This window comes from Pseudoalteromonas peptidolytica (genome assembly GCF_012641745.1).
GTDB classification, from domain to species: domain Bacteria; phylum Pseudomonadota; class Gammaproteobacteria; order Enterobacterales; family Alteromonadaceae; genus Pseudoalteromonas; species Pseudoalteromonas peptidolytica.
In genome coordinates this window covers 146,778-165,734 of record NZ_WEHZ01000007.1, presented here as the reverse complement: position 1 = coordinate 165,734, position 18,957 = coordinate 146,778, and the positions used below count along the sequence as shown (strand labels likewise).

The 18,957-nt window shown below is 41.8% G+C and carries 15 protein-coding genes; 6 read left to right on the top strand and 9 right to left on the bottom strand.

Annotated elements, in window-relative coordinates:
- Positions 1-18 precede the first annotated feature (18 nt).
- Both fadR and F9Y84_RS06820 read right to left on the bottom strand, forming a co-directional pair.
- Positions 19-732, bottom strand: a complete 714-nt coding sequence (gene fadR, locus F9Y84_RS06825; RefSeq protein ID WP_125253522.1) for a fatty acid metabolism transcriptional regulator FadR — start codon at positions 730-732, stop codon at positions 19-21.
- A gap of 260 nt (positions 733-992) precedes the next feature.
- On the bottom strand, positions 993-2,765 hold the full coding sequence (locus tag F9Y84_RS06820) for a winged helix-turn-helix domain-containing protein (RefSeq protein ID WP_147388864.1): 1,773 nt from the start codon (positions 2,763-2,765) through the stop codon (positions 993-995).
- Positions 2,766-2,910: 145 nt separating this feature from the next.
- Here F9Y84_RS06820 and F9Y84_RS06815 point away from each other — a divergent pair, with 145 nt between their 5' ends.
- The 3 genes from F9Y84_RS06815 to F9Y84_RS06805 all read left to right on the top strand — a co-directional run bounded on the left by F9Y84_RS06815 (position 2,911) and on the right by F9Y84_RS06805 (position 5,407).
- Positions 2,911-4,407, top strand: coding sequence for an amidohydrolase family protein (locus tag F9Y84_RS06815; protein ID WP_147388863.1), 1,497 nt, complete (start codon positions 2,911-2,913; stop codon positions 4,405-4,407).
- A 169-nt stretch (positions 4,408-4,576) separates the two neighbouring features.
- Complete coding sequence (dsbB, locus tag F9Y84_RS06810; RefSeq protein ID WP_128731984.1) at positions 4,577-5,086, top strand: disulfide bond formation protein DsbB; 510 nt, start codon at positions 4,577-4,579, stop codon at positions 5,084-5,086.
- Between the two features lie 12 nt (positions 5,087-5,098).
- On the top strand, positions 5,099-5,407 hold the full coding sequence (locus F9Y84_RS06805) for a hypothetical protein (protein ID WP_125253518.1): 309 nt from the start codon (positions 5,099-5,101) through the stop codon (positions 5,405-5,407).
- 53 nt (positions 5,408-5,460) lie between these two features.
- Here the strand turns inward: F9Y84_RS06805 and F9Y84_RS06800 are convergent, their stop codons facing one another.
- Entirely contained in the window at positions 5,461-5,763 is a 303-nt protein-coding gene (locus tag F9Y84_RS06800; protein WP_128731985.1) for a ComEA family DNA-binding protein, read from the bottom strand.
- 272 nt (positions 5,764-6,035) lie between these two features.
- Between F9Y84_RS06800 and F9Y84_RS06795 the strand changes: the two genes are divergently transcribed.
- Positions 6,036-6,344 (top strand): YebG family protein, encoded by a 309-nt coding sequence (locus F9Y84_RS06795; RefSeq protein ID WP_125253516.1) that lies wholly within the window; start codon positions 6,036-6,038, stop codon positions 6,342-6,344.
- 130 nt (positions 6,345-6,474) lie between these two features.
- Here F9Y84_RS06795 and F9Y84_RS06790 read toward each other — a convergent pair whose 3' ends face one another.
- The 4 genes from F9Y84_RS06790 to F9Y84_RS06775 all read right to left on the bottom strand — a co-directional run bounded on the left by F9Y84_RS06790 (position 6,475) and on the right by F9Y84_RS06775 (position 10,677).
- A complete protein-coding gene (locus tag F9Y84_RS06790) occupies positions 6,475-7,665 on the bottom strand; it encodes an amino acid aminotransferase (protein WP_128731256.1) in 1,191 nt (396 codons plus the stop codon).
- Between the two features lie 232 nt (positions 7,666-7,897).
- A complete protein-coding gene (locus tag F9Y84_RS06785) occupies positions 7,898-8,563 on the bottom strand; it encodes a GAF domain-containing protein (RefSeq protein WP_147388862.1) in 666 nt (221 codons plus the stop codon).
- Positions 8,564-8,691: 128 nt separating this feature from the next.
- Entirely contained in the window at positions 8,692-10,350 is a 1,659-nt protein-coding gene (locus F9Y84_RS06780; protein ID WP_147388861.1) for a fused response regulator/phosphatase, read from the bottom strand.
- 21 nt (positions 10,351-10,371) lie between these two features.
- Positions 10,372-10,677, bottom strand: a complete 306-nt coding sequence (locus tag F9Y84_RS06775; protein WP_147388860.1) for an STAS domain-containing protein — start codon at positions 10,675-10,677, stop codon at positions 10,372-10,374.
- A 141-nt stretch (positions 10,678-10,818) separates the two neighbouring features.
- Here F9Y84_RS06775 and F9Y84_RS06770 point away from each other — a divergent pair, with 141 nt between their 5' ends.
- Entirely contained in the window at positions 10,819-11,148 is a 330-nt protein-coding gene (locus F9Y84_RS06770; protein ID WP_128731260.1) for an SUI1 family translation initiation factor, read from the top strand.
- A gap of 122 nt (positions 11,149-11,270) precedes the next feature.
- Here F9Y84_RS06770 and F9Y84_RS06765 read toward each other — a convergent pair whose 3' ends face one another.
- The gene (locus tag F9Y84_RS06765; RefSeq protein WP_147388859.1) at positions 11,271-14,234 is read right to left on the bottom strand and encodes an EAL domain-containing protein; all 2,964 of its coding nucleotides are present in this window, start codon (positions 14,232-14,234) and stop codon (positions 11,271-11,273) included.
- A 365-nt stretch (positions 14,235-14,599) separates the two neighbouring features.
- Here F9Y84_RS06765 and pheA point away from each other — a divergent pair, with 365 nt between their 5' ends.
- Positions 14,600-15,754 carry a prephenate dehydratase gene (gene pheA, locus F9Y84_RS06760; protein ID WP_125254099.1) on the top strand — a complete coding sequence of 385 codons (1,155 nt, stop codon included), beginning with the start codon at positions 14,600-14,602 and terminating at the stop codon, positions 15,752-15,754.
- Positions 15,755-16,034: 280 nt separating this feature from the next.
- Here the strand turns inward: pheA and F9Y84_RS06755 are convergent, their stop codons facing one another.
- Positions 16,035-18,875 carry a discoidin domain-containing protein gene (locus F9Y84_RS06755; RefSeq protein ID WP_147388858.1) on the bottom strand — a complete coding sequence of 947 codons (2,841 nt, stop codon included), beginning with the start codon at positions 18,873-18,875 and terminating at the stop codon, positions 16,035-16,037.
- Positions 18,876-18,957 lie beyond the last annotated feature (82 nt).

The following is an 18,957-nucleotide window of genomic DNA, read 5'->3' as shown; positions in this document are numbered from 1 at the left end:
TATAATTCTGTGACTAATTTAGTCCATGATATTTTCAGGCATATCACCACGGATCTGCTGCCAAATTTCGCCAGACTGATGACCATATTTACGCATCAGAGAGATTGCACCATCATGTTCTTGGTTTTCTGCCAACGTGGTAAGGTCTGCGTAAAACTGTCTAGCGAGATCTCGCGTTCTTGAATCAGAGAAATAATGACAACCAATCTTAGAATACAACCCTTTGAATCCATTTAAGATAAGTACATAAATTTTGTTCTGACCTGCGCCTGCCAGTTCATGGTGCACCTGATAGTCATAATCGGCAAATGCTTCGGCGGTGTCCGCTAATTCTGCATGTTTGGATAAGATATCAATAACACGTTGAGGGTTAAACTTGATAGCAGCACGAGTATAGATGGCGCTGATATTGGTTCTAGCAGACAGCAACTGATCGGTTAGTTCAGGCATTTTATCTTCATCAAGACGCGCTAGTGTCTCGAGAATATTTAGCCCTGACGTTTCCCAAAAGTTATTGACTCGAGTTGGCTTACCATGCTGGATAGTCAACCAACCATCGCGTGCCAGCCTTTGCAATACTTCGCGTAGTGTTGTTCTGGTTACACCAATGAGTTCAGAAAGCTCACGCTCAGCAGGTAGGATTGATCCCGGAGGGAATTCGCCGTTCCAAATTGACTCAACAATATATTCTTCAGCAAATCCAGCTGGGCTCTTGGCTTTGAAAATTCTCATCTCACACCACTTTATTATTACATCAATGCCTATATTGGCAGGTTGTGCTCGTTAATCCACTGATTGTACCAGATGAAGCTCAACTAACAAGCAACAAATCACCCAAGCCAGAAATTGATGCTACATAGCAAAGATAACCTCCGGAAGTAGCGGCACAAGGCTCGCTGTATTTATTGCCTTTTTTGAGATATAGGTAAGACGTCTCGTACCTCAACGGATAGCCACGATTTAAGTTCATCCATAACTTTGCTCGATGTAGGTTATTCTACCCGCTCCTCCAGCTGGGCTTGTATACGCTTGAGACGTCGTTGCCATTGACGTTTAAACTCATGATCAGCAAAGCAAGAAAAATAGAGCTCAATTGCAAAGAAGCTATCGTTATAATCTGGAAGCCAACCATCATTGAGTAAATCAGTGAGTGCTTGTTTAGCACGGAGCTCTTCGTTATTAATAGTAAACCACAGCGCTAGCAAGGAGGTGTCAAGCACCTTATCTTGGGCGAGGTGATTCGAAATTAATGTGTTTACTCTCTCATACTTATTTTGTTGTTCCGTGAGCTTTAGCATTAAGGCATAGATGAGGTACTGCCCAGTATGCTCTGAAATAGGTGCCAGCAAAGAGCTAACTTCACTAAAATGACGCTCAAAAAGCTCCTTTGCTAATTCAGATTTGCGGTTCGCAATTAGTGCCATCACATAGGGCATCACGTAGTGCTTAGCGTTTGAGCCTAGCGTATAACGTTGCTTTAAAAGCGTTTCGGCTTTTTCTGCATTACCTTGTTGCCAAGCCAGCCCTGCTTCAACATATAGTCTGAAGGATGCTGAAGTGGTCGTGAACTGTGTGGCTTGCTGATACAACGTATTAGCCTCTTGTGTACGTCCTAAGCTGAGCAACATCAATATATGGCTTAGCTGTTGTGCGGGGTAGAGCTTATTGTGATCAACATGATTTTCACGATACCACTGTAGGTACTGGAGCGCCCGCTTTTGACTCAAAGGATAGAAGTCTAACTGGTAAAGTGGGTTATTCTTGGTGTGGGGTGCGATGGCAACACTGCGTTCAAAATATTTCCTCGCTAAGCTCATGTCTCTAAAGTTTAGATAGGCGTAGGCTAAACCGCGAACGATAACGGCATCATTTGGCGCTAATCGATACGCTTTTTGGTGTGCTACTACGGCACCTTCTATGTCATTGCTCTTGCGAAGAAATCGTCCATACCAATGCCATAACCTCGGATTGTCTATTGATATTTCAAAACCACGAGTAAAATATTTCTGTGCTTGTATATCGTTATTTTCTATTACAGCGAATCGAGCCAAGGAGGTGATAACTTCAATATTTTTCTCTTCCAATCCGCGTGCTTTTTCCAGTAAAGGACGGCATAGCGCCAATAACTCATATTCTGATATTTCACCAAATAAGCTAAGCCCCATATAGGCATTACATAACCCACTTAGCGCGTCTATATTTTCTCCTTGCTTAGACAGCACCTGTTGATAAAGGCTTTTTGCTTGCTCTAATTCTGCAATATTAGTGCTTTTAGATAAGTGCTTTGCAAGCGTAACCTCATCAAAGTAGGGGTCATCCTCTGCGCTATTGCGAGTACTTTCGTTAAAGATAGATGTCAAAATCGCAAGCAGTAGCGCTAACGTAAAGCCGACACTTGCAAACCAGATCCAACGACTGCTTTTTACCGAAGTGTTTATACTATTTTGAGTGACGAGTACATTCGGAGCTATCCTATAACCATGACCTGATATTCTCTCTATATACTCTTTATGTTGTGGGTCTGAGTTTAGGATTTTTCTTAACTGTGCTACGGCTTGGTAAACTGAGCTGTCAGACACTACTTTTGGTTTCCATACCAATTCAATGATCTCGTCAATGCTAAGCGGCTGTGCATCCGCCTCGATCAAAACAAGTAACAGCTGCATCATTTTTGGCGTTACTGTGTACTCTTGCCCGTTGGGATACTCAATAATTTGATTCAACTTAGGCATAACTAACCAATTACCTAGTAACAAATCTTTCAACTCAAAAACACCTTATATTATTGATTATTATAGTTTTAATTAAATTTAGAAAAATTTAAGAGTTTATTTATATGAAAATTAGTTCAACAACTGTAAACCAATTTATGCTCGGTAACTCCTATTACAACACAAACAAATTTTTATTATGAAAAAACAAATATTATTTGCCGCGACATACTGCATGCTATTTTCTAATGCGTTATTTGCAGCTGTCGACCTTAGAATTGACAATGCTATCATTTTAAACCCTGTTGATAAGCACCAAGTGAATATCATTTCAAATCATTGGATAGCGATACAAAATGGCAAAATCATTAAGGTATCCAATGCACGTAAAAAACCGCGTGCAAAAACTGTCGTTGATGCGAAAGATAAATACCTTATTCCGGGGCTCACCGACAGCCACGTACACCTTAAAACTATGCCTGGGTTACTCGCTTCAGATCCAAACGCCAAACAGATGCAAAAGGCGTTTTTGCAAAGGCAAGGAAGAAACTATCTATATTATGGCGTGACGCAAGTAATCGATCCGTCAAATACAGCAAGTGGCATCGCTGATTTTATGGCTAATGTGCCTGCACCGAATGCTTTTTTTTGCGGTGCAATGCCAGTTTATCAAGGTTATAACGCCGAAGGCTTAAGCTACGCTAAGCTACATCATCATAAACCTTATTTTATTGCACAGCATAATGACCCAACACATGAACTCACGCCATCACAGGTACATTCACATCAAGGTAGTCAACCGCTTGAGCGCATGAGGTCAGATGGCGCAACTTGTGCCAAACTTTACTTTGAAGATGGCTTTGGAGAAAACAGTAATATACCGCTTATCTATCAAGGTGATGCAAGGCGCTTGACCGAGTCTGCCAAGGCAATAGGATTACCTTCCATGGCTCATGCCAATGCCGTTGATATGCAGCAACTTGCCGTAGATGCCAATGTTGACATAATGGCTCATGGTCTTTGGAACTGGTTAACGCCTAATATCAACCAAGCTACAAACGTTCTGCCACCAACAGTAAAAGCGGTACTTGATAGCATCATTGAAAAAGACATTGCATATCAGCCGACGTTGACTGTAATGGACTCATTGGCAAAAGTAACTGACAGGACATTCTCTTTCACTGAAGAATATCAAACTGTGCTCCCTTCACCTGTGATTGCTTGGTATCAAAGTGAACCTGGTCGTTGGTTTTTTAAAGAAATGAACCAAGGTTGGGGCAGCATGAGTAATCAGAAAAAAGTCGCTAAGCTGAAACGCATTTTTTCCCAAGGGCAGTTAGCACTTAACTACTTATATAAAAATGATGCCACATTGCTACTTGGTTCGGATACACCGCCAGCACCAACCTATACATCACAACCTGGATTATCTACATATAAAGAATTGACTATGATGCACCAAGCTGGCGTAGGCTTGGCTAGCTTGCTCAGTGCAGCGACCATAAACAATGCCAAAGCCTTCTCTTTAGATGATAGATATGGCAGTGTAGCTGTAAATAAAATTGCCAACTTACTACTTTTAAACAGCGACCCTTTAAAGTCAGTAAGCGCTTACAACGATATTGATTCTGTAATTGTAAATGGCACCATGATTAAGCGCGCTACACTACATATCAATGCCTTAGGAGCGCGGTGAAACAGATACTAGTGCTGCTGAGCGCTTAGTTGACCTTTGGCAGGCTCTTTTCAACCCGATATATTGAGAATTGAGCGCAAAAACGCTCAAAGGTAGCGCCCACTCACGATGGAAGGTTGCTCTGATAGGGCCTGATAAAGCATAATAAAACAAAAAGAGGTTCTTCATAATGAGCATTGCATCTTTTCACCTTTCAAAGCAGTCTTGGGGATTGCTTGCGCTCTCAGCAGCTATTTTTGAGGCTGTGGCGCTTTACTTCCAATATGGTATGGGGTTAGAGCCTTGTATCATGTGTATTTATCAACGTTTTGCGATGCTCGGGTTACTCGCTGCTGGTTTAATCGGTATGATAGCACCGCGTAATTTTGCCGTGCGAAGCCTAGCATTTACTTCGTGGGGAGTCGGAAGCATTTGGGGGTTCTTGATTGCACGCGAACATATAGAGATGCAAACAACCACAGACCCATTTGCCTTCACCTGTGACTTTATACCTAATTTCCCATCTTTTATGCCCCTTCACGAATGGCTGCCAAGCTTCTTTGCTGCAACAGGTGATTGCGGTAATATAGATTGGTCTTTTGCAGGACTGTCTATGCCTGGTTGGATGGAAATCATTTTCGCATTTTACAGCGCGGTGTTTATCTTGTTTTTATTCTTCCATTTCACAAAAAGAAGTTGAGATAGCAAATTCATGTATTTTAGGTTAAGCCAAATAGCACAACTTGATGAATTTAAGCTCCGTGAAAAACAGATGATTTTACGTATCGCGTTGAGTCATCTTGATGCCAAAACTAAGGTGCTATTACGGATCGCTAAATTAATACTATTAACTCCATTTTTTGCATCGTTAGTAGTATTTGAAGGGTGGCTCCTATTGCCTGTCTTATTCGTTGCAGGATTGATCTACCCATTACTTACTACACCGCTAGAAATTTATTTTGGACAACCCAAACTGACACAAGCAATAACAGAGTTTACTTCAGCACAAAAAGTAGACTAAACAGTTAAATTAGTATGCGGACAACTAAAATTAGCCCGCATACTCCTGTTCTATCAAACTTTTATCTTGCCCTCCAGTTTGGCCAGTATTCTATTCCCGATACCTTTTACCTCAAGCAGCTCTTGTATGGATTTAAAGCGGCCGAGCTTTTCGCGATATTCAATAATAGCTTCAGCTTTATGTATACCAATCCCTGGTAAAGTTGACAGTGCATCCGCATCAGCTGTGTTAATGTCTAATACACTGTGGTTTTGTGATTGCACTGTGATGACTTGCTCTGGAGGTTTAGCAACGGTCACAGAGTGACCAAGGCCTAGCGCAAGTAAAATGGATAGTGTGATGGTTTTTATCAACATAAATAACACTCCTTGTGTGAAAAGATCCAATCCCTCATTTATCACCTGCATTCTCACTGATGATTAATAAGGCCATATAACTAAAGTCAGTGTTTTATGATTTGTCAAAGCTACTCATTGTTCAATAAATAAAAATTATTGATAACCTCCTGTTTTAATTTAGGTTATTAAAACAAACTAGACTCATCCGAACTTGAAAAATTTTCAAAATAACTTGCGTATTATGGAGTTTAGGATTACTGTATATAAAAACAGTGACAAGGGGAATAACCATGGCAGTTATCATCAAATATGTTGTTGAAAGAAATGGAGTCGAGCGTATGACTTTCACATCTAAAAAAGAGGCTGATGCTTACGATAAAATGTTAGATGTCGCAGAGGCACTAGAAGATATGCTGACTAAGGTAGACGTACCACTAAGTGAACAACAAGTCGAATCCCTAGCACTTGAAATTGCAAAACAAAAAGATGACTTTGTTTCCGTATTAAAAGGTGGCAAGGTATCAACAAAAGCCAGTGCAAAAAGTAAAGTTGAGACTGAAAATCCCTCAGATAAAGTAACTAAAATTAAACAAGCTTAAAAGGATAACATTTAGTCTCCGGTAGCATCTATTCCATGTGAAATTTGCGTAAAGTAAATTCGATTCATGCAATTCTACACACAAAAAAAACCGCAGCAAATTGCGGTTTTTTTATCACGCGTAATAAAGCTTATTTAATTACACTTGCTACAGCATCTGCAAAATAATCGATATTATCTTTGCTTACACCAGCGACGTTAACACGGCTAGAACCTACAATATATATAGCATACTCATTACGAAGCCTGTCGATTTGCTCTTTGTTTATTCCTAGGAATGAGAACATACCATGCTGGCGATCAATAAATGAGAAGTCTTGGTCAACGCCTTTTGCCGCTAAGCTTTCCTTTATCAATGTACGCAAGCCATTGATGCGACCACGCATCTCATCCAACTCATCATGCCACATCTGCGTCAGCTCAGTACTACTTAAAATTGTATTTACAATATCTGCACCATGCGCTGGTGGCATTGAATAGATACTACGTACCACGCTTAGCATTACCGAATTCGACACATCAGCGACATTGCTGTCTTTGGCAATAATAGAGCACGCACCAACTCGCTCACGATACAGACCAAAGTTTTTCGAGCATGAAGAACAGATAATCATTTCATCGACCTGATCAGCAACCGCTCTTAACCCTTGTGCATCGGCCTCCAAACTAGTGCCAAAGCCCTGATAAGCAATATCAATAAGAGGCGTAAAGCCCTGCTCTTTTGCAAGTTCTGCCACGGTTTGCCACTGCTGTTGATTCAGGTCCATACCGCTTGGGTTATGACAACAAGCATGAAGAAGCACTACATCACCTTTGGGCACTTGTTTTAGCGCATTGATCATTTCGTCAAATAGTAGCCCTTTATTTTCATAGTCATAATAAGGGTACTCTTTTACCGTCAAGCCAGCGGCTTCAAATAAGCTAATGTGATTTGCCCAAGTCGGGGTAGTCACCCACACAGTTGCATTAGTATTGCAACGTTTAATAAACTCAGCTGCGACACGTAAAGCACCGGTGCCACCAGGTGCCTGTGCTGTACGTACACGGTTTGCCAACAGCGCGCTATGCTCCCCAAGTAATAAAGACTCTATTTTCTGACAAAAGTCTAAATTACCAGCTAAACCAATGTAGCTTTTCGTTGTTTCATTTTCTAGACGAAACGCTTCCGCCTTTTTAACCGCTCTGAGAACAGGTGTATTTCCCTGTTCATCTTTATAAACGCCGACACCAAGATCTATTTTTTGTGGGTTGTTATCCTGCTTATAAGCGGCCATCAGGCCTAAAATAGGATCTGTTGGGAGTGGTTTTAGCTCTGAGAACATAGCTTATCTCTTTTATTTTAATTAATTCCAATTCGGATGATTGACATCCGATTCCAATAGCGTTGATGGTAACATACAGATTTGTTACCAGTTACCATATTTATCTAGAATTTTATTCATTTTTGTAAACTTGTCCGCACCTAAGCAGAGGCAAGTTTACAGACTAAAATATCAAGTGGTGCTAGTTATCTTAGGGCTGCTACGCTACCAATTGAATAAAGAAATAGACTGGTTATTTTGGTAAATATTGTGGGATGCGAATACATGCAGCGGCTAATAACGCGAGTATTTCCTCATCAAAAAAAGCCTCTGTAAATGCTTCAGCATCAATAATACCAATACATTGCTCGTGCTCATTAAATAAAGGCAAACACACCTCAGCTTTAACTTTAGGGTCGCACGTATAATATTCCCCTCCCCTAGCAGCATACGCCGGTATATCGTTAATTACCCGTGCCTTTGCACTTAGTACCGTTTGAATATTATTTGACGTTGCTGCAAAAGCCTCTGTTATTGGAAATAATGGTCTGCTCGGCGCACCATGGTAAGCCAGTTTAAGCAGCTGCTTACCCTCTTGAGTTTCCCTAGCTTGATAGATCCCAAACCAGTCTACTGCGCTATGCGCAACCACAGCCGACACTATTGTTTGCAACTTGCTCAACGCATACTCATTAGATTCAACTTTTTCTATATATTCCTGCAATAAAAAAGGCGTGTCTTGTAGGTTGCCAAATAAACTACAACTACCTCCTTCACCAAGCTCTGGGATTTGATAAGACCACACCGCCGAACTTGTGTTTTGCTCAAGGAATGTATCTACTTTGACTAGTTGCTGCTGTAAAAGCTCAGGTTGGATTGATAACCCACTTAAAGAAATATAACGTGACACTTTAGCCATCTAAACATCCAAATTAAAATTAATGCAAGACTAACACGCTGGTGTCACATTGCCAACTCAAAAGTAGTAGTTTTATAGCGGTTTTCAAGCTTTGGTATGAGTATAATAAAAGAGCGTCTGAGTTTGCTTTAAATAGATTCGGAGGTAAGTGAATACACCATTTCTAACTCATTCCCAGCGCTATTATAGCTGACACTTTGTGCAATTTCCCCCAGCAAACTTACGCCCCGACCATGACTATACTCCTGCTTCACTTGATTACGTGTGCCCGCTTTAAAACCATTTCCGGAGTCACAAATAGAAAAATACAACTTAAGCTCTTCAGGGCTATAACGTACAGAAATAATGATCAAAGCTTCTTTCAGCTCTTTTAAAACGCTCTCTCTGAGACAGTAATACTCAAAAAAGCCGTCTTCTTTATTTTTTATTTCTGAATCAAGACCCAATACACCATGATCAAGTGAGTTATTATATGCCTCTGATAGTAGTAAGAAGATATTGGAGCGATGTGCTGAAATTCCACCTACTTCGCTTAACAAATCAACCAACTCAAGCACTGGATCGGTTGTTTTCATCTGCTGTGCATCCAAGGAGAGTGATATATTGAATGGAAGGCTTGAATAATGAGATGGGACTGATGCCACAGATTCACTCGCCACACAGTTGATGATTGCAATGCTTAAATCATCTTGCTGCTCCCCACTTCCTGTAAACTCCCTCACTTCAGAAATGATTTGCTCGGTTGAAATAACAGGTCGGCTTGCTAGCAAACGTTTTAGTCTTCTCTCTCCATACATGTCCCCCCTATCAGATTCTGACTCTATGATACCATCCGTTGCCATGACCAAACGTTGTTCAGGGTTTACTTCAAAGTGCAATAAGTTTCGCTCAAATTCCTCTGTGTCCAATATCCCCAATGCCATATGCTGGCTTTCTATTGTTTTAATCAACTTGCCGTTTCTGTCAATAAGATAAAGATCTGGTAACCCACCGATCCAAGCAGAAATACTCTTACCTGAACTACTTAATTCAATGATGGCTGCGGCGCAAAACATATGTCCAGGTAATAATTCATTCAGAGCTGTATTCAATTCAACGGCAATATCACTTACCGCCATCCCTTTTTGAACCATGGTATAAAAGATCCTTGAAGCGGGTAATGCCCCCACTGCCGCAGCAAGTCCATGCCCAGTAAAATCGCCTAGTAGACAATAAAATCCTCCCATCGGACTTTTTGCCATTAAAAACATATCACCGTTAAACATAGAGGCTGGTGATAAATGATACTCGCATATCTCAGGATACGTTGTCTGCTGGGCTAGAGCATTACTAAATATATGCTCAACAATTTCATGCTCTCGTTCGATTTGATTGTAATGATACTCAAGCTGTCGTTTTTGTTCGTTACTTTGTTGACTAAGCCTTCGAGTTCTCGCATGTGCTTTTATTTTCGCCGACAAAATTACTTTATCAAACGGTTTGTGAATGAAATCATCCCCACCTACAGCGAGACACTTTTCAAAACTACTTTGATCTTCCAATGCGGTAATAAAAATGATTGGTAAGTACACATTTCCGGCATGCTGTTTTATTTTTGGCGCGGTTTCAAAGCCATCCATCACTGGCATCAACACATCCAACAAGACAATATCGATATCATGAAGCGCGAGTATTTTTAGCGCCTCAGAACCATTATGAGCACAAAAAACAGTGTAAAATTGCTGTTCAAGCATTGTCGTGAGAAGTCTGCAATTCAGTATTTGATCATCAACAACCAAGATATTCATGAGGGTTTAATCTTGCTGTGATCAGTCAATATCGAACTTTTTATCAAATCTTGATATTTGAAGGATTTTTTTGAGTTGAGGGCGACAGTTACTTATATGAATACTAGAAACGGAAGTACCGAGTGTTTTCTTCATGTTCAGCAGCATACCCAGTGCAGAGCTATCCATGTAATCAGTTTCACGCAAATCGACCACTACCTTTTCGGTTTGATCGCTGACTTCCGCATAGGCTTGTCGGAACGACTGCACCAGATTAAAGTCAAACTTTCCCCTGATTTGAATTGTTAATATTTTACCATCAGCAGAAGCATTTTTACTTAAGCTCATCTTTAAGCTCCTAAATTATTTTGATTTGTTTCCCCTCACCAGTTTAAATATAACGCTTAAAAAGCATTTAGCAAAAAATAAAAACATCTAATCTGCTTTTTGTTATCATCTTATAAAAGAACAGCTATAAGGCCAAATTAGATGTCAGAATCTAGACTCGTATACTCGACAGATATAGGTCGTATCGATACAAAAGAACCTAAAAAACAAATACTAGGAAAAGTATTTAAAGATGGTGCCGTACGCATTGAAAGGCAAACAAAAGGCCGAAAAGGTAAAGGCGTCATGTTGGTAGTGGGTATTGATGGTGAGCAGCACGACCTAAAAAAAATAGCTAAAACGCTAAAGTCTAAAATGGGGCAAGGCGGTGCGGTCAAAGAAGGAGTTATTGAAATCCAAGGTGATGATAGAGACAAGCTTAAACAGCTTCTAGAGGGTCAAGGTTTTAAGGTAAAAATCGCGGGCGGTTAATTGTTATAATACATAGATTAAGACTTGTACGGTGTATCGCGTACAAGTCTTATCAAACTAAAAAGCAAAGCAATATGGATACCAATCGCTGTTAGTGAGCGGACCAATACAATCACAATAAACTATATCGTAGGAACGAACTTAAATATATCGGCTTCACAAAGTGGTGGGCTGTAGTAGTAACCCTGCACAATATAGCAATTGTTTTTCGCCAGGAATGCCATTTGAGCTTCGGTTTCCACTCCTTCAGCAATTACCTGTAAATTTAATTTTTGCGCCATTGCAATAATTGCTGCGGTAATTTCCATATCATTAGGATCTTCAGGTATATCTTTTACAAATGAGCGATCTATTTTGAGTATATCTACTGGAAAACGCTTTATGTAGCTAAGCGAAGAGTAACCGGTACCAAAATCATCAATAGACAACGACACTCCTAATGATTTTATGTGCTTGAGCTGAGCAATTGCTGCTTCGACGTCTCCCATTAACATACTTTCTGTCAACTCAAGGTGCAGCTGCGTTGGTTCTATCTTTGTTTTTTCAATAATATCCGACAACGTTTTAATAAGCTGTGCATCTTTAAACTGCCGCGCTGACAAGTTAATGGATACATTGCCAATTTTACCAGCTGTTTTCAGTCGACGAGAAAAGTGACAGGCTTCTTCCAATACCCAAGCACCAAGCTCAACTATCAGCCCTGTTGCCTCTGCTATTGGAATAAATTTACTAGGAGGGATCGCCCCCTCGATTGGGTGAAACCAGCGGATCAACGCTTCATAGCCCACCACTTCAGTGGTTTCACTGTTTACCTGTGGTTGATAATACAGCGTAAACTGCTTCATTTTTATTGCCGTGCGTAATTCGTTTTCGATATATAATCGCTCATTTGCTGCGGCATCTAGATCTTGGCTATAGAAATGATAGGTATTGCGGCCTTTGGCTTTGGCTTGATACATGGCCAAATCTGCATGTTTTAGGAGTTGCTCTTCTTCTTGGCTATCAAAAGGAGCCATTGTTATGCCAATACTCGCACTGACTATAACCTCGTTATTACCCAATTTGATTGGCTGTGAGAGCGTTTTTTGAATAATATTTGCCACGTCCATGGCTTTTTCTCGTTCATTAATACCACTGAGCAGTACCGCAAATTCATCACCACCTAACCTTGCAATGGTGTCCTCGGCACGAAGACGTTTTTTCAATCGTGTCGCGACTTCAAGAAGTAGGCGATCCCCAGCATCATGGCCTAAGGTATCATTGATCCGCTTAAACTCGTCTAAGTCAAAGTAAAATAAAGCAAAGGCGTAATGACCGCGCTCTGCAAGCGCCATCGATTTGCGCAGCTGCATTCTGAAGAAGGTACGGTTTGCAAGCCCCGTTAGCGTGTCAAAATATGCAAGCTCCTCCATCTTGCGCTGGCTTTCTTTAACAAACGAGATATCTTGAGCTGAAGCAACATAGCTTGAAATTGCACCGCCCTCTTCACGGATAGGCGAAACACTCAAACTCACCCAAATAGGTGCTTCTCGATTACCAGCAAGCATAGTATCACCGCGCCAATAGTTACGACTGCGCAAATCAATATCAATGTCATCAATTAAAATTGCCATGTCTTTTGAAATAATACTCAAAAGAGGTGAGCCTATAAAATGCAGTTCATCATAGCCTGTCATTTCTTGCATCTTAGGGTTTACATACTCAATTTGAAAATGCTCATTAGTTAAAACCACCCCTGTGCCCGAAAAAGCCACTGCTTTAGATAACCTGTTTGCCGCTTTTTCGGCTATTTCTTTTTCGGTAATACGCTGATTTAGGCCGTTGACAAGTTGCCTGATCTCTACGCTCATATCATTAAAAGAGGCATTAAGCTGACCAATTTCATCGTCAGTGCTTGGCAACGTTGGCATATCCCATTGACCACGACCGAACCCTTTTACCGCTTTAACTAGCGCATTGATACGTTTGAGCACCAATTGATATAAAACTTGATGTAATAACAGCGCAACAAAAATCGCGTAAAGAATAAACAAGCCAAAGAACTTCACCTTTAGTTCTTCTATTGCTGAAATAGCAGAAGCACGCTTTTTGTATATACCAATGTACCAATCTAAATTGGCAATATGGGTAACGTGCATAATATGCCATTTATCCCTGTGCTTAAATTCATCTTGAATATTAGGTAGCTTGGTAAATAGTGCTGCTTGTACAATTTTGCTTAACCCCTCGGGCAGCTCAGTGTAGTCTTGGAGTTTGCCAGTGATAGCAGTCGTTTGAAGTAAACCAGGCGCAGCTAATAAGCGCCCCTGTTTGTCAAAAACAATAAAATTTTGTTGTTGATCAGAGCGCGGAAGTTTCTCAAGTAGCGTCTCTAATTCAATATCACTCCCAGTTAGACCAATGTAGGTATCATCAAGATAAAGTGGAACCAAAATGCTGATCACCCATTTGTTCCATACTCGATCAAAATAAGCGCCTGACCACACGGCCTCGCGCGTTGGGTTTTGATCTGCATGTAGTATTGGCAAATTATGTAGCTGGTTATTGACTAACCGAGGGTCTTTGGCCAGCAGTGCATTTGGGGGCGCGACTCTCACAAAACCATCTTTTGTAGAAAGATAAAAGTTAAAGAAATCTTGTAACAGTGGCGGCGCGAGTATATTCCAAAGTAATTCCGACTCTGAAAAGAGCTTTTGCATTGCTTGTGAATCATTGCCATCAGTATACAGAGCAGCGGATAAGCCATTTCTTGCAGTGCTTGCAAGGTTATCACCCCGCTTTTCTATATTCGCGGGCGCGCCAGAGAAGTCTTCACTGCTGTAAAGAAGGTGCTTGGCGACAACAGAATTTGCTTGCTCAGCTAAGCTAGACTTTAACTCTAAGTAGCTTGAAAACTGACTGTTAACCTGTGCGCTGAAACGTTTTAGCTCATCATATTCTTCGTAGATTAACTGCTTTTCTTCAGATTTTAGCATCAATGCGGCCGCAAAAACGCCAGAGATCAGGCATATTGCCGAGATCAGCATCGATAATTTTACACTTAAGGAGTTCGCACCATATCTGGATGGTGGGCGACGATTACCCACAAGTTAGCCTATCTTCTATTTGTAGTGGTGTATTGCCTGAATATATCAGAATATTTTTCGACTCGCCAATAAGTTACGTTTGATTAACCTATATATAAGTCAAACAGATGAAGTGTCTCTATTGATAGCCCCTAAGAATTTTTTCCACCACATTCAAACTAGTACTTGTGTTTCGTTTTGGTTCTATGTTAATAATGTATTCGATTTCAAAATAAGGTTTGAAAAAATGAATTTCATCACACGCAACACATATTTCTTTTTTAGCTTCTTTAGGTGAAGAGGCTTGACTGTTCGCGAGTGAAAAAGAATAGCTAAGCCTCCCAACATCGGGGGGCTTTTTTTTGGCTAAATGGGAGTGAGGACCTATGACACAAGACACATTAGATGCCCTTAGGCATGACATCAATGAGATAGATTCAGAGTTATTAATACTACTGGCAAAACGACGCCGCATTAGTCACGGCGTGCTTGAATATAAAATAGCCAACAATAAGCCAATCCGTGATGAAGCACGTGAGCAAGCACTGCTAGAGAAATTAATCCGCTATGGTAAATCTCTGGGTCTAGATGCTTTTTACATAAATAGCGTTTTCCAAACCATCTTAGAAGACTCTGTATTAAACCAACAAGCCATGTTGCAAAAGAATTTAAATCCCGATGCTGTAGGTGATACACATCGCGTTGCTTACCTTGGCGGACAAGGGTCTTACAGCCAACTCGCATGCCATAAATATTTTAGCCGTCGTCCCGGCAAGCTTGTGGAAATGGGTTGCCAAAGCTTTGATCAAATCACCGAGCAAGTAGAAAAAGGCCAAGCCGACTTCGGCATTTTACCCATTGAAAATACCAGCTCTGGCAGCATAAACGAAGTATTCGATTTACTACAGCATGCACAAGTCTCCATTGTGGGCGAGGTAACGCATACCGTGGAACATTGCTTGCTAGCACTGCCTGACACAGAGTTACAAGCTATTGAAAAAATCTATGCGCACCCGCAACCTTTTGCCCAGTGCAGCCGTTTCATTCAAGGCCTTGGCGATATTCAGCATGAAACATGCGACTCGACTTCAAGTGCCTTAAAGCATGCGGCTGAGCATCCAAATAGTGCAGCTATCGGCTCAGCCCAAGCAGGAAAAAACATGGGTCTTGAGGTAGTCAAGGCGGGTCTTGCAAATCAAACTGAAAACCATAGCCGGTTTATTGTGGTCGCAAGAAAAGCACTTCAAGTGTCCACTCAAATCCCAACTAAAACCAGTTTAATTATGGCCACCAAACAGCATGTTGGCTCACTTGCCGACGCGCTAATGGTATTTAAACAGCATAATATCAATATGGTTAAGTTAGAGTCACGCCCAGTACCTGGTAACCCTTGGGAAGAAGTTTTTTATGTAGATTTGCTTGCCAATATTGCAGACTCACAAGTCCAAGTGGCACTTGAAGAGTTAAAAGATCATACTCAATTTGTACGATTACTGGGCTGCTACCAGAGCGAATCGCTACAAGCTGTGGATGTATTATGATCTCAATTTGAGGGATTAAACCTGACGCTAGCTGCGTTAAAAACTTCTCATTTAGAGCAAATAGCAAAATTTTTGCCTTGCCTACACGGAGGTAGGTACCTTGGCGATAGTAGGACGCGGTAGCGGGGCTATCGACAAGATTTTCTTGCCTCAAAATAGACCACTTAATTAAGTAAATTGGCATAATCAACCATACTAAGTCACTCTCACTGAGAAAAATAAAAAGCCAGAGCGCAAATTGCACTCTGGCTTTTTTTGGTTGAGATTTATTTAATTCAGGCTATTCGCTGCTAAGACCAAGGAGCTCAATTTCTGAGATCTGTACTAAGCCATCGTTATTCGCATTTTTGCTAATGTTTAGACGATAACTGCGATAGGCAAAAGCATTGGAGAAAGTAAACACTCTTCGTTGTAAGCGTTCATCCCAGCGCTCACCTACCCAAACCGCGACTTCTGTCCACGTCTGACCACCATCATTAGATCCCAGTAGCTGAAAGTTTTCGGGATCGCGTTCTGGCGCATCATTGGCACTGGTGATAGCCAAACCACTCACAATCTGTGACGCAGTAAAATCAGCTTGGATCCAAGATGGTGATCCCTCTGTTGGCGGGCCTTGCCATTCATTGTGATCTAGCCATTTTGTCTCGGTATCATTATCAAACGCTTTTTGTTCACTTTCCGCATCTCCAATACGATTACGCGTGGTAAAGCTTGTTCCAGCCAAGTCAGACAAGTCTTCAAGTGCATACTGAGGTCCAGCGAGTTCAATTTCAGCTATTTGCACTAACCCATCATTATTCGCATTTTTACTGATAGACAAGCGATAATGTGTGTAAGCCAAGCCATTAGCAAACGCAAAGGCTCGACGTTCAAAACGCGATTCAAACGGCTCCCCTACCCAAGTATTTAATAATTGCCATACTTCCCCATCGTGAGATGCCAAAAGTTGGAAGTTTTCAGGGTCACGCTCCGGCGCATCATTGGCGCTGGTAATGTATAAAGTATTTACCGCTTGCGCTTGTGGTAAGCTTACTTGAACCCAAGCTGGATCTTCAGCAGTGGGAGGCCCCTGCCAATCGTTGTGATCGAGCCACTTAGTCTCAACATTTTTATCAAAGGCTTGCGCTGCGCTCTCTGAATCGCTAATACTAAAACGCGCCGTGTAACTCGCACCTTGAACTTGTGCATGATCTAATCCAGAGATTTCTGGGCCGATTAATTCAATCTCAGCAAGCTGCATCAAACCATCATTATTTTTGTTCTTGGTTATCTCAAGGCGATAGCTTTGATATGGCAATTGATTCGCTACCGCAAAGCTTTGGCGCTCTCCTCTTGCTTCAAAAGATTCACCAACCCAATTACTCAACTGCTGCCATGTAACTCCGTTATCGTTAGAGCCAAATAAAGCAAAGTTCTCAGGATCTCGCTCAGGAGCATCATTGGCGCTCGTTATCGCAAGCTGATTAACTGCCACCGCCTCATTAAAATCTACTTGGATCCATGAAGGCGCTTCGACAGTAGGTGGGCCTTGCCAACCATTATGATCCAGCCACTTAGTGGTTGGGTCGTTATCAAATGCCTTATCTTGGTTTTCTGCCTCACCGATACTGTTGCCTGCCGTGACCGCAAACGTCTCAGTATCCGTATGGTCAACGCTCGGATAAACCGGCCCAACAAATTGAATTTCTCCAATTTGCAGTAAACCATCGTTATTTTTGTTTTTTGTCACAGCAATTCGGTAGCTGGTATATTTTTGCGCATTACCAAATACAAAGCCTTGACGTTCAAAGCGCGCTTCAAACGACGCCCCAACCACATTGCCCAAATTAACCCAACTCGCGCCCTCATCGTTTGAAGCTAATAACGAGAAGTTTTCTGGATCTCGCTCTGGGGCATCGTTAGCACTGGTAATGTAAACACCACTAATTGCTTGTTGAGTGGGAAAATCCACTTGGATCCAAGATGGTGCTTCCTCTGTCGGTGGCCCCTGCCAATCATTGTGGTCAAGCCATTTAGTTTGCGGATCGCCATCAAATGCCTTGTCTGCACTCTCGGCGTCACTAATCGCATTTCTTGCTGTAATAGTGGCACCTGATGTCACGACTTGCAGCATGGGTCCGGTGGATACCGGCTCATCAAATAGTGGTAGTGCTAAGTCCATAATACTATCGGCACTAAGACCTAGCTGCTTCGTTAATGGGTGAGCTTGCAGCGCGTTGTAGATTGGCAATCGAAGCGCTTCAAGTGCAGCTTCATCACCGCCAAGTGCGGCGCTAAGATTACTAGCAGAGTCGCTTAAGATACCTTGCAAGGAACCTTGCTCGTCAAACTGTGCAAACGCAGCATTGAATAGGGAAAGCTTTTGCACACTCTCGGAAACATACGTCATCTCGCAACTTTGCTCACCAGAGTCAGAGGTTATGCAAGTTTCCCCTAATTCAAAATTCGTTAATTGGTCAGCGCTAACCACAGGTAACTCAAAAACATTAGTGTTCCCTGTTTGCCAACCAAGAGCCCGAAGCAATAACGCAGACATCTGGGCTTTTGCCAGTGCCATTAATTCAGGAGTGGAGACATTACGCCCCTCGGCAATCTGCTGCTCCACCAGCATGGTTGCTAGTGTCGTCAAGGCGTTGATTTGTAAGGTAGCATCAGCACTACCATCGGCATTTGAACCAAACGGCACGGCAACATGACTTAGAGTAGCCAAAGTCACACCAGAAATGTAATCGCCACTTACCTGCTCCCCAATTCCTACTGAGCCACAGCGACTCGCGTCGCAGCGCATCTGCGAGCCTTCGCTCGTTGTGGCGGTCACTTTAATAGTAGAATTAATACCAAACCCAGCTTTACCAGCCAGCTCTATAAACCATTCCCCCGTTTGACTGGTTGTCGAGTTCTCATCCATCATCATGCTAGAGCCATTGAGCGCCGTCACCGAAATGCGGGCTTGACTCAACGCGCCTTTTATCACTGAACCTGATACTTCTGCCGTCGTCACAGCGGGGGTTACTGGCACTTTTTCAACTTTTGGATCATCGCTCCCGCCGCCACATGCAGCCAATAAACTGCTAACGGCAATGAGCGGGATCGCATTTCTTATTTTATTTAACGTGTTCATATTTATCCCTTCTTACATATCAACCAACTCGTGTGAATAGGTTGATATAAACGCACCACAAGCAGGTGATAAGCCGTGATAT

Excerpts from the sequence above, each read along its gene's own strand:
- fadR (WP_125253522.1), bottom strand. The coding sequence starts at position 732 with ATGAGAATTTTCAAAGCCAAGAGCCCAGCTGGATTTGCTGAAGAATAT.
- F9Y84_RS06780 (WP_147388861.1), bottom strand. The coding sequence starts at position 10,350 with ATGAATATCTTGGTTGTTGATGATCAAATACTGAATTGCAGACTTCTC.
- F9Y84_RS06815 (WP_147388863.1), top strand. The coding sequence starts at position 2,911 with ATGAAAAAACAAATATTATTTGCCGCGACATACTGCATGCTATTTTCT.
- F9Y84_RS06805 (WP_125253518.1), top strand. The coding sequence starts at position 5,099 with ATGTATTTTAGGTTAAGCCAAATAGCACAACTTGATGAATTTAAGCTC.
- F9Y84_RS06795 (WP_125253516.1), top strand. The coding sequence starts at position 6,036 with ATGGCAGTTATCATCAAATATGTTGTTGAAAGAAATGGAGTCGAGCGT.
- F9Y84_RS06755 (WP_147388858.1), bottom strand. The coding sequence starts at position 18,875 with ATGAACACGTTAAATAAAATAAGAAATGCGATCCCGCTCATTGCCGTT.
- F9Y84_RS06775 (WP_147388860.1), bottom strand. The coding sequence starts at position 10,677 with ATGAGCTTAAGTAAAAATGCTTCTGCTGATGGTAAAATATTAACAATT.
- F9Y84_RS06770 (WP_128731260.1), top strand. The coding sequence starts at position 10,819 with ATGTCAGAATCTAGACTCGTATACTCGACAGATATAGGTCGTATCGAT.
- F9Y84_RS06785 (WP_147388862.1), bottom strand. The coding sequence starts at position 8,563 with ATGGCTAAAGTGTCACGTTATATTTCTTTAAGTGGGTTATCAATCCAA.
- dsbB (WP_128731984.1), top strand. The coding sequence starts at position 4,577 with ATGAGCATTGCATCTTTTCACCTTTCAAAGCAGTCTTGGGGATTGCTT.
- F9Y84_RS06800 (WP_128731985.1), bottom strand. The coding sequence starts at position 5,763 with ATGTTGATAAAAACCATCACACTATCCATTTTACTTGCGCTAGGCCTT.
- pheA (WP_125254099.1), top strand. The coding sequence starts at position 14,600 with ATGACACAAGACACATTAGATGCCCTTAGGCATGACATCAATGAGATA.
- F9Y84_RS06790 (WP_128731256.1), bottom strand. The coding sequence starts at position 7,665 with ATGTTCTCAGAGCTAAAACCACTCCCAACAGATCCTATTTTAGGCCTG.